This is a genomic window from Streptomyces sp. NPDC057543 (genome assembly GCF_042801895.1).
Classification (GTDB): domain Bacteria; phylum Actinomycetota; class Actinomycetes; order Streptomycetales; family Streptomycetaceae; genus Streptomyces.
This window is the reverse complement of the sequence record NZ_JBHVFF010000256.1, coordinates 1-13,092: the sequence shown is the minus strand read 5'-3', so window position 1 is coordinate 13,092 and position 13,092 is coordinate 1. Positions and strand designations below refer to the sequence as shown.

At 69.6% G+C, this 13,092-nt stretch carries 10 protein-coding genes and 3 pseudogenes; 7 read left to right on the top strand and 6 right to left on the bottom strand.

All coding sequences use genetic code 11. From position 1 onward, the window contains the following. Positions 1–295 (bottom strand): annotated as a pseudogene (locus tag ACFU8Q_RS31875) (hypothetical protein); the annotation flags it as partial. A gap of 104 nt (positions 296–399) precedes the next feature. Next, a complete protein-coding gene (locus ACFU8Q_RS31870) occupies positions 400–561 on the bottom strand; it encodes a hypothetical protein (protein ID WP_384460649.1) in 162 nt (53 codons plus the stop codon). A gap of 168 nt (positions 562–729) precedes the next feature. Between ACFU8Q_RS31870 and ACFU8Q_RS31865 the strand changes: the two are divergent. Then, a pseudogene (locus ACFU8Q_RS31865) lies at positions 730–1,366 on the top strand (IS5 family transposase); the annotation flags it as partial. Here ACFU8Q_RS31865 and ACFU8Q_RS31860 read toward each other — a convergent pair. Continuing rightward, a pseudogene (locus ACFU8Q_RS31860) lies at positions 1,367–1,489 on the bottom strand (IS5/IS1182 family transposase); the annotation flags it as partial. A 34-nt stretch (positions 1,490–1,523) separates the two neighbouring features. Then, positions 1,524–1,949, bottom strand: coding sequence for a hypothetical protein (locus ACFU8Q_RS31855; RefSeq protein ID WP_384460646.1), 426 nt, complete (start codon positions 1,947–1,949; stop codon positions 1,524–1,526). A 528-nt stretch (positions 1,950–2,477) separates the two neighbouring features. Between ACFU8Q_RS31855 and ACFU8Q_RS31850 the strand changes: the two genes are divergently transcribed. Together ACFU8Q_RS31850 and ACFU8Q_RS31845 are read left to right on the top strand one after the other, a co-directional pair. After that, entirely contained in the window at positions 2,478–4,784 is a 2,307-nt protein-coding gene (locus tag ACFU8Q_RS31850; protein ID WP_384460643.1) for an ATP-binding protein, read from the top strand. 857 nt (positions 4,785–5,641) lie between these two features. Then, a complete protein-coding gene (locus ACFU8Q_RS31845; RefSeq protein ID WP_384460640.1) occupies positions 5,642–6,265 on the top strand; it encodes a DsbA family protein in 624 nt (207 codons plus the stop codon). Positions 6,266–6,686: 421 nt separating this feature from the next. Here the strand turns inward: ACFU8Q_RS31845 and ACFU8Q_RS31840 are convergent, their stop codons facing one another. Beyond that, positions 6,687–8,366, bottom strand: a complete 1,680-nt coding sequence (locus tag ACFU8Q_RS31840) for a carboxylesterase/lipase family protein (protein WP_384460637.1) — start codon at positions 8,364–8,366, stop codon at positions 6,687–6,689. On the opposite strand from ACFU8Q_RS31840, the gene ACFU8Q_RS31835 reads away from it, so the two are divergent. Next, a complete protein-coding gene (locus tag ACFU8Q_RS31835) occupies positions 8,348–9,466 on the top strand; it encodes a MerR family transcriptional regulator (RefSeq protein ID WP_384460634.1) in 1,119 nt (372 codons plus the stop codon). The two genes, ACFU8Q_RS31840 and ACFU8Q_RS31835, sit on opposite strands and share 19 nt — an antisense overlap. 105 nt (positions 9,467–9,571) lie before the next feature. On the opposite strand, the gene ACFU8Q_RS31830 is transcribed toward ACFU8Q_RS31835, so the two are convergent. Further along, positions 9,572–10,189 carry a hypothetical protein gene (locus ACFU8Q_RS31830; RefSeq protein ID WP_384460631.1) on the bottom strand — a complete coding sequence of 206 codons (618 nt, stop codon included), beginning with the start codon at positions 10,187–10,189 and terminating at the stop codon, positions 9,572–9,574. Between the two features lie 521 nt (positions 10,190–10,710). Here ACFU8Q_RS31830 and ACFU8Q_RS31825 point away from each other — a divergent pair. The 3 genes from ACFU8Q_RS31825 to ACFU8Q_RS31815 are packed head-to-tail and all read left to right on the top strand — an operon-like array spanning position 10,711 to position 13,054. Beyond that, positions 10,711–11,157, top strand: coding sequence for a GntR family transcriptional regulator (locus tag ACFU8Q_RS31825; protein ID WP_384460628.1), 447 nt, complete (start codon positions 10,711–10,713; stop codon positions 11,155–11,157). After that, positions 11,154–12,050, top strand: a complete 897-nt coding sequence (locus ACFU8Q_RS31820) for an ABC transporter ATP-binding protein (protein WP_384460625.1) — start codon at positions 11,154–11,156, stop codon at positions 12,048–12,050. The genes ACFU8Q_RS31825 and ACFU8Q_RS31820 overlap by 4 nt, the downstream gene beginning before the upstream one ends. Next, on the top strand, positions 12,047–13,054 hold the full coding sequence (locus ACFU8Q_RS31815) for a transporter (RefSeq protein ID WP_384460622.1): 1,008 nt from the start codon (positions 12,047–12,049) through the stop codon (positions 13,052–13,054). The genes ACFU8Q_RS31820 and ACFU8Q_RS31815 overlap by 4 nt, the downstream gene beginning before the upstream one ends. Positions 13,055–13,092 lie beyond the last annotated feature (38 nt).

The following is a 13,092-nucleotide window of genomic DNA, read 5'->3' as shown; positions in this document are numbered from 1 at the left end:
GGCCCCGGTAGGCGCTGCGCCAGCCGCCGACGCGGATCTCCGCGACGCGGTCGCAGTCGGCGAGCGTCATCTCGCGTATCCGCAGTATAAGAGACAGGTGGCCCTGCGGATGGCCTGCTCGCTGTCGCCGTTTGTTGTGCATCAAGACCGCCATGGCCTCGTGCGCGGACAGGGCCGGGGCGGCGGGAGTGTTCGTCATGGTGGGTGCGTCTCCGGTTCCCGGGAGGAGGGGGAGCAGGGCGGTGAGGGTGTCGGTGTCGGTGGGCAGTTCGGGGACGTCCAGGAGCAGCGCCATGTCGTCCTAGTCGCGGGAGCTGCGGGCGGTGACCCGGGCCGCGGCGGCGAGCTGCTGCTGCGGGTTCGGGCTCAGGGGCAGGGCTTCGGTCCAGTCGGTGAACATCACGCGGCCTTGCCGCTGGCGACCAGCTCCAGCACGTGCCGGTTGGACGCCGCCTGCTGGGGCGTGATCGGTTCCTTCCAGCGGTTGTACGGCGCGGGCCGGGTGGGAATGCCCTCCAGCTCCAGCCGGGCGAGGGCCAGTTCGCGGACGGTCGGCGGCACGACGCGCGCCGCGCGCTGCTGCTCACGGCGGCGGCGGTCCTGTTCGGCAACGACGCTGATCCAGTAGTCGTCCCCAAGCCGCGCTACTAGGCACTGTCCGGAGCCGCGCTACTAGGCACTGTCCGGCGGATCATGTGACTGTCGGATTATCGTCTCGTTGTTCCCGGCATGGGGCGGGGTGATCTGACGAATGCCGAGTGGGGCCGGTTGGAGCCGCACCTGCCGGCGTCGGGGCAGCGTGGCGGCCGGTGGAGCGATCACCGCAGGTGATCAACGGGATCCTGTTCCCAGTCCGGACCGGGGTCCCGTGACGTGATCTGCCGGAACGCTACGGCTCCTGGAAGACCGTTTATGAACGGCATCGCCGCTGGTCGGCGGACGGAACGTGGGACCGGATACTGCAGGCGGTCCAGGCTGACGCCGATCTGGCGGGCCGGATCGACTGGGGCATGGTCGGTGTCGACTCGACGTCCTGCCGTGCCCACCAGCACGCGGCCGGAGCCCGCAAATCCAGGCCGCGGATCCCGAAAAAAGAACGACGCCCCGGCACCACCGCACCGACGAGGGTCTCGGGCGGTCCCGGGGCGGCCTGACGTGCAAGATCCACCTCGCCGGCGAGGGCGGCTGTCGCCCCCTGGCCCTGTTGATCACGCCGGGCCAGTGGGGTGACGCCCCGCAGATGATCGAGGTCCTGAACCGGATCCGGGTTCCACGAACGCTGGGTGGACGGCCCCGGACCCGGCCCGACCACGTGAGCGGCGACAAGGCATACAGCTCCCGCCGTAATCGCAGCTACCTGCGAAGGGAGGAGTCGTTTGTAGCAGCAGAGTGCGGCGGCGAGGCCGAGGAAGGCGAGGTAGTTGCGGGGGTGGCGTTCGTAGCGGTGGTTGAGTCGGCGGTAGCCGGTCAGCCACGACATGGTGCGTTCTGATGGGCAGGCCGGCGCGGGTGGTGCTGGCTGGTCACCGGTCGGGGTTCTGGTGCCGTCGGTCGGTCAGGGTGGCGCCGTGGGCGAGGACGATGCCCAGTGCCGCGTAGTCCGATCCGGGGCGGCGGACGGGTATGAAGACGTCCAGGAGGTCGCCTTCGGTGCTGTAGCCGGCCTTGGTGGCGCGGGGCTTCAGGGCTGGGCTGCCGACGTGTCCGGCCAGCCCGCGTACGTCGAGGCGGACGCCGTTGTCCGGGCTTCCGGATATGTAGGTGATGCGGGACCAGTCGAGCAGGCCGGGGAAGGGCTTGAGCGTCAGGCCCTCGCAGGTGAATGTCAGCGCGCCCCAGCGGAGTGCGCCGCCCGCGGCCAGTTCTTCCAGGTGCCGCGCCGCGACGGCTTCGGCCACGCCCCGGGAGGCGTGCGTGGTGAACGACTGGGCGTTGCCGACAGGGGCCATGGTGGCAAGGCGCCAGAAGCCGGATTCCTGGCGGACCTTGATGTAGTCCAGGTCTCTCGACGGAGGCGATCTCGTCCCAGGTGCGGCGTAGCGTGCGGCGTCCGGGGCGGCGGAACTCGAAGCCGTGCTCGTGCTCGTGGAGCCTGATCCGGGTGTGCCGGACGCTGAGCGCGGCGCACACGGCGGCCACCATGGGGATCGCCCAGAGAGCGAGGCGGAAGGAGCCCTCGTCGTAGTGGTCGTCGGCGATAGTGCACATCACGATGAACACGATGACGAGCGGGAAGAACACAGTCAGGGGCCGCCTGGGCATCGCTCCCTGGTAGGTCCACACGCGCTCCCCCAGCCGCCCGGGCTGTTCGCCGCGCCCCGTTGCCGCGTCTGCCGTCAACGCACACCTCGCATGATCGTCCGGTTCCACGTCGTCGAGTGTCGGACCGGTGTGCGTGCGGGGATACGGGAGAACTACTCAATTGTGCGCGCTGATCGACCGGTCCCGGTCGTCGTACGTCCGTAAGATGGCCGCCCATGGGGACCGGGGCAGGCGCGTTGACGTCGCTGATCGGGCGGCGGGCGGAGACGGCACGGATCGCGGGACTGCTGTCCGGTGCCCGTCTGGTGACGCTCACCGGGGTCGGTGGTGTGGGCAAGACGCGGCTGGCGCTGCGGGTGGCCTCGGACGTGGCGGGATCGTTCCCCGACGGGGTGCACGTTGCCGAGCTGGCCGATCTGCGGGATCCCGAGTTGCTCGCGACGAGTGTCCTGGGCGCCCTCGACGTGGCCCGTCCGGGGCGCCCGGGTGCAGATGCAACGGCCGCGCTGGTGGCCCGACTGGGCGAGCGGCGTGTCCTGCTCGTCCTGGACAACTGCGAGCATCTGGTCGACGCCTGCGCCCGGCTCGCCGACACGCTGCTGCGTTCCGCCCCCGGGCTGCGTGTGCTGGCGACGAGCCGGCAGCCGCTCGGGATCGCGGGCGAGCAGGTCTTTCCGGTGGAGCCGCTGCCCGTGCCGGAGGCGGGTGACGTCGCGGGCGCGGGGCGCCGGGTGCGTGCTCTGAGCGGCAATCCGGCGGTCGCGCTGTTCGCCGAGCGGGCCGCCGCCGTGCTGCCCGGTTTCACGGTGAAGGAGTCCGACGCCGCCGCCGTCGCCGAGCTGGTGCGCCGTCTGGACGGGCTGCCCTTCGCGATCGAGCTGGCCGCGGCGCGCGTCCGGAGCCTGACGCCGCGGGAGATCCTGGAGCGGCTCACGGACCGGTTCGCGCTGCTGACCGGGGGCAGCCGCGTCGCCGCCGACCGGCAGCGCACCCTGCGCGCGCTGATCGACTGGAGCCATGAGCTGTGCACGGAGCGCGAGCGGCTGCTGTGGGCGCGGGCCTGCGTGTTCCGGGGTGGTTTCGACCTCGACGGGCTGGAGCGGGTCTGCGCGGACGCCGAGCTGCCGGCGGCCGCGCTACTCGACACGCTCGACGCCCTGGTGGCCAGGTCAATCATCAACTGTCGCCAGCAGAACGGACGTTCGATCTATCACATGCTGGAGACAGTACGGGAGTACGGGCACGAACGGCTGGTCGCGTCGGGCTCGCTCGACGCGCTCCGAGCCCGCCACCGGGACCACTACGCGGAGCTGACCGCGTGGGCCGGGCAGGAGTGGTTCGGGGCCCGGCAGGTCGACTGGTTCACGCGCCTGCGGCTGGACCATCCGAACCTGCGCGCGGCCCTGGAGTTCTGTCTGGAGCGGCCCGGGCAGGCGCGGGCCGGTCTGGCGCTGGCCGTGTCGCCCCGGCACTACTGGCTCACAGCGGGGCTGCTGTCCGAGGGGCGCCGCTGGATGTCGCTGCTGCTCGCCGCCGACCGGGCGCACGGCGGCCCGGACACGGACGTGCGGATCCGGGCGCTGGTCACCGACACGTATCTGGGCATTCTGCAGGGCGCCCCGGACACCGAGGTGCAAAGCGCGCTCGCCGCGTGCGAGAAGGCGGCGCGGCTCGACGGTCATCGGCGGGAGTCGGCGTGGGTGTGGCATCACCACGGGATCCTCGCCGTCTGGCGCGAGGACTTCGCGGGCGCCGCCGGGCTGTTCTCACGGGCGTGCGCCGAGTTCCGTGTGCAGGAGTGTCTCGACGCGGCGCTTGAGTGCCGGGTCAAGTTCGCCATCGCGCACGCCTACGGGGGTGACGTCGTGAAGGCCGCCGAGGCGTGCGGTGAGGTCGAGGACGCCGCCCGGGCGCGGGGCGAGTCGTGGCTGCACGGGATGGCGCTGCTCGCTCGTTCCCTGCTGGCGCGGCGCGGGGACGTGCCCGGGGACGCGATCGGGCACGCCCGGGCGGCCATCGGCCTGCTGCGGCCGTTCGAGGACTGGTGGGACGTTGCCATGTGCGTGGAGGTGATCGCGTGGAGCACGCGGGACGCGCCGCGGCGCGCGGCCCGGCTGCTGGGTGTGCTGCACCTGTTGTGGGGGGCGCTGGGCGGGCGGCTCGGCTCGGCGCCATTCATGCGCGCGCAGCATCTGCGCTTCGAGGCGGGGGTGCGGGAGGCGTTGTCCGGGGCGGTCTTCGAGCGGGAGTTCCGGCGCGGGGCGCGGGCGACGGTGGACGAGGCGATGGCATACGTACTGGATGCCCCGGCCGGGACGCCAGGGCTGACGCGGCGTGAGAGCCAGGTCGCGGAGCTGGTCGCCGCAGGGCTCACAAACAAGGACATCGCGGTGCGCCTGACGATCGCACAGCGCACTGCGGAGAACCATGTCGAGCGCATCCTCGGCAAGCTGGGGCTCACGTCGCGCACGCAGCTGGCGGTGTGGACGTACGAGCAGCGTGACGCGCCCGCCGGGAGCTGACGGTGCGCGGCGTCGGCCCGTCAGGCCCCACAGCAGGTGGTAGTACGTGATCCTCCCCGTCCCGGGGCCGACTCCGTGGGATTCGAGCAGTGGTTCCTCCCGGCCCGGGCCACAGTTCCACCGCGTGCTCCAGGTGGCGACGGCGAAGTCGGCCCAGCGGTCGGCGACGCCGAGGGTGCCGAGGTAGACGTGGCCGATGCAGGTGCCGTCGTCGCCGCTCAGGATGTCGGGCGCGCAGGCGCCACCGTGGCTGACGACGAGCCGGCCGACGGGCAAGATGTCAGCGAGCGCGTCGAGTGCGCGCTCGACGGTACCGAGGTGTCGGAGGTCTTCGTGCCGGCCCTCGGGGCGTGTCCGGCCAACCGGAGGTGTGCCAGACGCGGGCGGTCTGGTTGAGCAGTTCCAGGGTCGGCATCACAGTCAGGCTGCGGCTGTCGGAGGTGAGCTCGTGGGCGATGTGGACGGCGAGGTGGGTCGTCTACATCGACGCCGTCGCCCGCCCCCCGGCCCGGGGCACCGCCTCCGACCAGCGGAGCCGGGCGGGTCTGCCCGAACAGTCGCCAGCCTTGCGCCGTCCAGTCCGCGCGTTCTTCCCTGCGGTCACCGCTGCGACGGGGGCGGACTTCCCCGCCCAGGCGCACCTCCGCGAGCACATGCGGGCGTGGGAGCCCAGACACTTCGAGAACTCCGATCCTGAGCTGGGCAAACGCTCACCAGAAGCGGACAGCCGGCCTTTCGCGAAGCCCAGCGGGACTGATCGTCTTCAACACCGCGTGCACCGTGTTGACCATCACCCTCGCCGGGCCATTCGCCACTGGGGAGGGGCATTCATGCTGGTGAAGCGTGCGATTCGGGCAATGGCGATCGCCGCCGTCCTGGGACTGTCCCTTGCGGCGCGCGGGACGCGTACCGGCTATGCCACTGATGCCGACATACCGGAGTCGCTGGGCGCGGACGGGACGAGCATCGTGGTCGGCGATGAAGGCGCGGCTACCACCGTCCGGCTCTTCGAGGATCTGCGCTGCCCCTTCTGTGAGGAGTTCGAGACACAGGGCGCCGGGGCCGAGCTGAACAAGCTGACTCGGAAGGGTTCGGTGCAGGTCCACTACACACTCGCGTCCTTCCTCGACGACAGGCTGGGCGGCAACGGCTCGAAGAAGGCCGCGAACGCGCTGCGCGCTGCACTGGCAGACGGCAAGTTCGTCGAGTACCACCAGGTCCTCTACGCGCATCAGCCAGATGAAGCGGTCGACGGCTTCACCGACGAGTTCCTACTGAAGATGGCATCCCGCGTAGAGGGACTGCGCGGGCCGGGCTTCGACGCTGCGGTCAGGACGATGCAGTACCAAGGCTTCGTCGCCGCATCCGAGAAGGCTTACAAGGACTCCAGTGCCAGTGCCATGGGTACGCCGACACTGGAACTCAGCGGCGTGGAACTGCCAGAGTTCAAGAGGGGCCACCTCGCTTACTACACCGGGTAGCCCGCTTGGACCGCAAGGCCCTGATACCTCCCGGTCGGCTCCCCAGCACCTGGCAGCAGACCTGATACATCGTGTCCGCTCCACACAACCTGAGCCAGAACCCGAGAACGGGTTCTGGCTCAACTTATGACCTCGCGCTTTCATGAAGCGGGCTGTCCGACGGGTGGTCAGATAAGCGAAAAGTGCCTCTGACCAGCAAGAATGAGGATTGTCGAGGTCCTTGTTCCTGCCACGGTCGGAGGCACTTCCCAGATGAAGAAGCGTATCGGGTCCTATCCACGCGTCCGCATCGAGGGCGGTGGCCATGTGGTGGTGTCCCAGGCTGGGGCTGTGCTGCTGGTTGAGACGGTCCGCAAGGCCTAGCTGGACCAGGGTTAAAGCTTCTGCGCCGGGGCCGTCCTGGTTCTGTACGCGCGGAGGGTCACTGCGTCAGGCGGTCCCAGAACGAGCAGTGGTGTGCGGAATACGCATCGACGGGGTGGATTCCGCCTGGTCCGGGAGCCAATGACTGCACCGACTGCGCGAGAGGTGACGAAGGGCTGAGGACAGGCCAGAGCGGGGCGTCGGGGGTGTTCGGGTTGCCGGTGTGCGCGAAGTTCGTCCAGTAGTCCACCATCCGGTCCGACAGGGCGCCCTGGGCTTCGGTCAGTGGTCGCTCGGTAGGGAAGGAGGAGAACAGGAACGGCATCTCGAAGCCGTGCGCCGCCCCGTAGGGGAAGCCCGGGTTCGCTGGCAGACCGGTGAGGACAGGAGCATCCGGATCGCTGAACTCGTAGCCGTAGAGGGGGAGGCCGGGGGCATGAGCGGCGATGGCCTGGCCAACTGCCAGTGTGGTGCACGTGAGGGATCGATCGGTCAGCACCGCGGCCCAGGCCAGTGCGGGCGTGGGGTAGTGTCCTGCCGGATACTGCGCCTCGACGGCTGGGGCTGCAAGCCCGAAGGCGTCCACCACACGGGCGCGATAGTCGTTCTCGGTGCGGATCGGGAACGCGGCGAGCGACAGGCCGACGAACATCCGCATCTCATCGTGGTTGGTGCCCTGAATGATCGGCACGCGGTGGAAGCGTCCCGACGCCAACGCCTGGTCCGGTGCCACGGGCAGCAGCGTATTGCCGAAGGAGGGCCGGTTGAAGGACTGCATCAGCTGTGCGGTGGCGAGGCGGTCCGTGCTCTGCCCGCGCAGGCACGCCAGCACCTCGTCTCCACCGTCCGCTGGGCAGCCAAGTTGCCGGGCGGCTTCTGCACCGGCCGTCTGAACTTCGCGCTGTGAGGCGAACGGCTCGTACGCCGGTATTCCGGGCCCGAGAGCGCCGCGTGGGAATGACATGAGGCAGGAACCGCTCTGGAGCACGGCCCGCTGGAAGAGTCCGACGGCCGTCGGCGAGGTGAGGTGTGCACAGATGCTTGGGGCGCCTGCGGACTCGCCGAACAGCGTGACACTGGCCGGATCACCGCCGAAGCGCTCCGCGTTCGCCCGCACCCAGCGCAGGGCGGCCTGCTGGTCCGCCAGGCCGAACGGTGGGGCGGAGCCCAACTCGGGGTGGCCGAAGTAACCGAAAATACCCAACCGGTAGTTGACTGTGACGACGACCGTGTCACCCCGGACCGCTAGTTGTTCGGTGCTGTAGTCACTGCCAGAACCGCCCAGGAACGCACCGCCGTGCATCCACACCAGTACGGGCCGCTTCTGCCCGGCCGGCTTTGGCGTCGGCATCGTGACATTGAGGTAGAGGCAGTCCTCCGACCCGAGGACCGCGCCCGCACCTGGTGTCGGCATCTGCACACAGCGTTGAGCCGCCGTCGTTGCATCCCGGACACCATGCCACGTGGCGGCGGGCACCGGTGCGCGCCAGCGCAGCGGTCCGGTCGGCGGCGCAGCATAGGGAATGCCGCCGAAGGTAGTGTACGAGCCGTGTGACACGCCGCGTATCAGGCCGTGGTCGGTCCGTACGACGGTACCGCTTTGTCTTGCGGAGTGCGGGAAACCGGGGTGTGCGCCGGTCGCCGGTACGGCGGTGGCTGCGAGTAGTGCCACCGCGCAGAGCAAGGGGAAGAGCACCGCACGGAGCCTGTCTCTTCGGCATGGACGCGGTGCTGTCATGGTCGGGGACATACGTACCCACCGTTCTTGGTCGGACGGGATCGGACGAGGCCGGTCGGGCCGGTACTAAGCCCGAGCGGTGGGGAACGGTACGGACTGACGCGGTCAGTGCTCAGTACGCTAGGACCTCCCGCGCGCTGGAGGTTCAAGAGCCTGTGACGCAAGACACGTGGAGCATCGGTGAACTCGCGGCCGGAACGGGGGTCTCGGTGAAGGCCCTCCGCTACTACTCCGACAGCGGTCTGCTGCCTGTGGCTGGCCGTAGCGCCGGTGGTCATCGACGCTACGGTCCTGAGGCGTGGGAGCGGATCCGTCTCATCAGGCGCTTACGGGCGCTGGACACTCCGATCGCGACCATCACGCAGGTGGTCACCGGTGAGTGCTCCTTCGGCGAACTGGTGGCAACCGAGCTCGAAGTGGTGCAGGAACGACTAACCGAACTGCGGTGGCGCCAGGCCACACTCAAGTCTCTGGACGACTGCCCGAGCGAGGAACGGCTCCGACGTCTGGAGATTCTCTCTCGCGTGCAGCGGCTTCCGCAGGCGCATCGCACTCTCACCGATCACTGGTATCGCGAGCTGTCCGCGGCCATGCCCAAGCGCCGGCTCGACATCATGATCGCCATGCTGTCACCCGACCCGCCGCAGGACCCCGATCCCGCTACGGTCCTGGCCTACGCCGAGCTTCATCTGCTCGTCTCCACACCCAGTTTCACCCGCTGGACCCAGGACCACGACGAAGAGATGAGGGACGCCCCGGCCTTCTACGGGGAGATCGACGATGCTGCCGTTCTGACGACCGCCGCTTTGGCCGAGGGTCTGCCGCCCAGCGCCGGGGATGCGGTGAACGCTTTCGTATCCGCCCATGCACGAGCCCGGCGGGAGTCGGACACCCCCGCCTTCCGCGAATACCTGCATGGGCTGGTGTCGAGGTCATCCGGCTTCGACCCCCGCCTGGAACGCTATTGGGCCCTGGTCGGCACCGTCACCGGCGGGCGCGTTCTGAATATGACGGTGGCTCATAGATGGCTGACCGACGCACTGTCGATCTCGATAGCCGACAGTGCACCTTCGACTTCGAGGGGCCCGACCTCTAAATGATGCTGCAGGCGAGTTGGAGCGGACCGAGATGGAGGTCGGCGCGTATCTCGTAGCTGCGACTGCTGCAACTAACTGGTGAGTCACTCAAAGTTCGATGGCACGCGCTCAATGCTCGCTGTCACAGGACAGTAGGCCTCGAGGCTGCAGAGGCCGAGGATCCCGCCGCCCGCGTTGGCCCGCGTGCCGGGGATGGGCCGAGGCGCCGAGTCTCTCGGCGCGTTTCTGTTGTGCCTGGCGCTCCGCTGCCTCCTCTTGTTCACGCTGCACGGCCAACGCCCGCTCCTCCCGCTCCCGTCGGGCGGCTTCGTTGCGCTCACGCTGCTCCGCCAGCTGCTGCTCCCTCTGCTCACGCCATTCCTTTTCTCGCTGAGCCTGGCGGGCCGCGCGCCGCTCCTCCTGCTCACGCCGGAGCTCGGCCTGCTCCTGGTTGTGCCGGACCCGTGCGACACGCACCGCCTCCCGCTCCTCGGCCGTCACATCGAGATCCCTCATCAGCTGGGTGGCCTCGGTGAGGAGGAGGGATGTGGGCTGTTCCTGCAGCCGGGCCAGGACGGTCTGGCGTTGCCGGGCTCGTTCTTCGAGCCGCGTCTGACCGCGGCCGAGAGCCAGGCGCAGCCGGGCGATGTTCTCCGGGACCTTCTCTGCCTCCAGGAGCTGCTGGATGGTTCTCACCGCGCTGTATAAGCGGTCCGGCTGATCGCGCATGGCGCGGTCGAGATGCATCCGCGCGCGATTGACCGGTCGTCCTGACGCACGGTGCCCGCGACCGGGAAGGCGCGACACTGACGATCGAGCGCCCCTCGGACTCACTGTGCCGTAGCCCCGTGGCCATGGGCGCGCGGACGGCGTCGGGCCTGGTCGAGGTGCTCAGGCCCCGTGACGTCAGCTCGACGTCCTCCAGGCCGTCCCAGGTGGTGCCCACCCCCGGGTGTTCTGTGCCCAGCCGCATGACGCGGCCACCGCCGGGCCGGTCCTCGAAGCGGATGCGCTGCACGTAGCCGCGCTGCTCCAGGATGCCTGGAGCGATCCGTACGCCGGGCCCGAGGATGACTTCCCAGGAGCTGTCATTCTGGCTGACGGGTCGGTTGCGGTCGAGGTGGACCAGGAGGATCCGCCCGTCCTCCAGATGTATCAGCAGGGCGGAGCGTTTCTCGATACCCGAGCAAGGTCTGGCGAGCGCCAACCTTGCGCGGCTGGCTCCCCTCCGTGCCGGGCGGCTGGCGCCGCAGTGCACGCCTTGCCGAATGGTCGACGTAGAGGGCTATAGTGCTAGGCAACTAGATAAATGGAGGGAACCGTTGATTGAGTTCCACCTGAACAGCCGGTCCGGCCTGTCCCCGTACCAGCAGCTGGTCCAGCAGGTGCGGCACGCCCTGCGCCTGGGCCTGCTGGAGGAGGGGGACCAGCTGCCGACGGTCAAGGACGTGGCGAAGCAGATGGCGGTCAACCCGAACACGGTGCTCAAGGCGTACCGCGAGCTGGAGCACGACGGCCTGGTGGCCGCCCGCCCCGGCGTCGGGACGTTCGTGACCCGGACGCTGGCCGACGCCACGCTCGCCGCGCACGGACCGCTCCGCAAGGACCTGCAGCGCTGGCTGACCAAGGCCCGCCTTGCCGGGCTCGACGACGAGAGCATCGAGGCGCTGTTCATGAACACCTTTCGTAACGCCGCCGGAGAGGACGTAGCGTGAGCGCTGTCTTACGAGCCCAGGGCCTGGGCAAGAGGTTCAAGCAGCGCTGGGCGCTACAGAACTGCGACCTGGACGTCCCCGCCGGCCGGGTGGTCGGCCTGGTCGGCCCCAACGGCGCCGGCAAGTCGACCCTGTTGAACCTGGCCTCCGGCATGCTGACCCCGACGGCCGGCACCATCGAGGTGTGCGGTGGCCGTCCCGCCGAGGGCGTGGAACAGCTGGCCAAGGTCGGCTTCGTCGCCCAGGACACCCCGGTCTATGCCGCGCTGAGCGTCGCCGACCACCTCGACTTCGGCAAGCGCCTCAACCCGAACTGGGACGACACCCTGGCGCACGACCGGATCCGTCACCTCGGCCTGGACCCCAAGCAGCGGGCCGGCAAGCTGTCCGGCGGCCAGCGCGCGCAGCTCGCTCTCACCCTGGGCATCGCCAAGCGCCCGGAACTGCTCATCCTGGACGAGCCGGTCGCGGCGCTGGACCCGCTCGCCCGACGGGAGTTCATGCAGGACCTGATGGAGGCCGTCGCCGAGCACGAGCTGAGCGTCGTGCTCTCCTCCCACTTGGTCTCCGATGTGGAGCGGTCCTGCGACTACGTCATCGTGCTGGTCGACTCCCGGGTGCAGGTGGCCGGCGACATCGACGACCTGGTCGCCTGCCACCACCGGCTCACCGGCCCGCGCCGGGACCCGGACACGCTCCCGTCCGGTCAGCACGTCATCACCGCCAGCCACACCGACCGGCAGACCACCCTCCTGGTGCGCACCGACACCGCGGTCCACGATCCGTCCTGGACCGTCAGCCCGCTCGGTCTGGAAGACATCGTCCTGGCCTACATGACCCGGCCCGCCGATGCGGTTCGTGACACCCGACCCGCACTGGAGGTACTCCGATGATCTGGCTGACCTGGCGCCAGTTCCGCACCCAGGCCGCCGTGATGTTCGCCGCGGTGGCCGCCCTCGCCACCACCCTCGCGGTCACCGGCCCGCAACTGGCCGACCTCTACCGGACGGCCGGCAGCAGCCTGGTGGACCAGGTCTCCAGTTCGGACCAGACCCTCTACTACGCCGGACTGCTGGTCGTGCTCGCCGTGCCGGCGGTCATCGGGATGTTCTGGGGCGCGCCGCTGATCTCCCGTGAACTGGAGACCGGCACCCACTACCTCGCGTTCAACCAGGGCATCACCCGCACGCGCTGGCTGGCGACCAAGCTGGGCCTTGGTGCGGCGGCCACCATGACCGTCGCCGGACTGGCCGCACTCGCGGTGAGCTGGTGGAGCAGCCCCATCGACCGGGCTGTCAACGGCGGCGGCGCGACGGACACGTACTTCCCGCGGCTCGACCCCGTGGCCTTCGCCGCACGGGGCGTCGTCCCCATGGCCCATGCCGCCTTCGCCTTCGTCCTGGGCGTCGCCCTCGGCCTCGTCATCCGCCGCACCCTGCCCGCGATGGCCACCACGTTCGCCGTCTACGCCGCCGTCCAGATCGTCGTGCCGATGTGGATCCGGCCCCACCTTGCCGCCACGGACCAGACCACCGTGCCGATCGAGCCCGGCGGCGCCCCCATCAGCATCCAGGAGGGCGCCGAGCAGATCGTCGCGCACCCCGAAGTGCCCGGTGCCTGGGAAACCTCCCAACAGACACTGAACGCCGCTGGCCAGCCTTCCACCGTGCCGTCGTCCTTCGCCGACTGCCTGCACACCGAGTCGGGCCCGCCCACCCTGCAGCAATTCGACCGCTGCGTCGCCGACCTCGGCGCCCTGGGCTACAAGCAGCAGGTGACGTACCAGCCCGCCGACAACTTCTGGGCCCTCCAATGGGCAGAAACCGGGCTCTACCTCGGCCTCGCCCTGGCCCTGACCGGGTTCTGCGCCTGGTGGATCCGCCGCCGAGTGACCTGACAGACACCAGTCCCACTACGGGAGTAACCGCGAGGGGC

Bases quoted from the DNA above. Each gene is read 5' to 3' on its own strand.
- ACFU8Q_RS31855 (WP_384460646.1), bottom strand. From the start codon at position 1,949: ATGGCCCCTGTCGGCAACGCCCAGTCGTTCACCACGCACGCCTCCCGG.
- ACFU8Q_RS31850 (WP_384460643.1), top strand. From the start codon at position 2,478: ATGGGGACCGGGGCAGGCGCGTTGACGTCGCTGATCGGGCGGCGGGCG.
- ACFU8Q_RS31845 (WP_384460640.1), top strand. From the start codon at position 5,642: ATGGCGATCGCCGCCGTCCTGGGACTGTCCCTTGCGGCGCGCGGGACG.
- ACFU8Q_RS31835 (WP_384460634.1), top strand. From the start codon at position 8,348: ATGGACGCGGTGCTGTCATGGTCGGGGACATACGTACCCACCGTTCTT.
- ACFU8Q_RS31840 (WP_384460637.1), bottom strand. From the start codon at position 8,366: ATGACAGCACCGCGTCCATGCCGAAGAGACAGGCTCCGTGCGGTGCTC.
- ACFU8Q_RS31830 (WP_384460631.1), bottom strand. From the start codon at position 10,189: ATGCATCTCGACCGCGCCATGCGCGATCAGCCGGACCGCTTATACAGC.
- ACFU8Q_RS31825 (WP_384460628.1), top strand. From the start codon at position 10,711: ATGGTCGACGTAGAGGGCTATAGTGCTAGGCAACTAGATAAATGGAGG.
- ACFU8Q_RS31815 (WP_384460622.1), top strand. From the start codon at position 12,047: ATGATCTGGCTGACCTGGCGCCAGTTCCGCACCCAGGCCGCCGTGATG.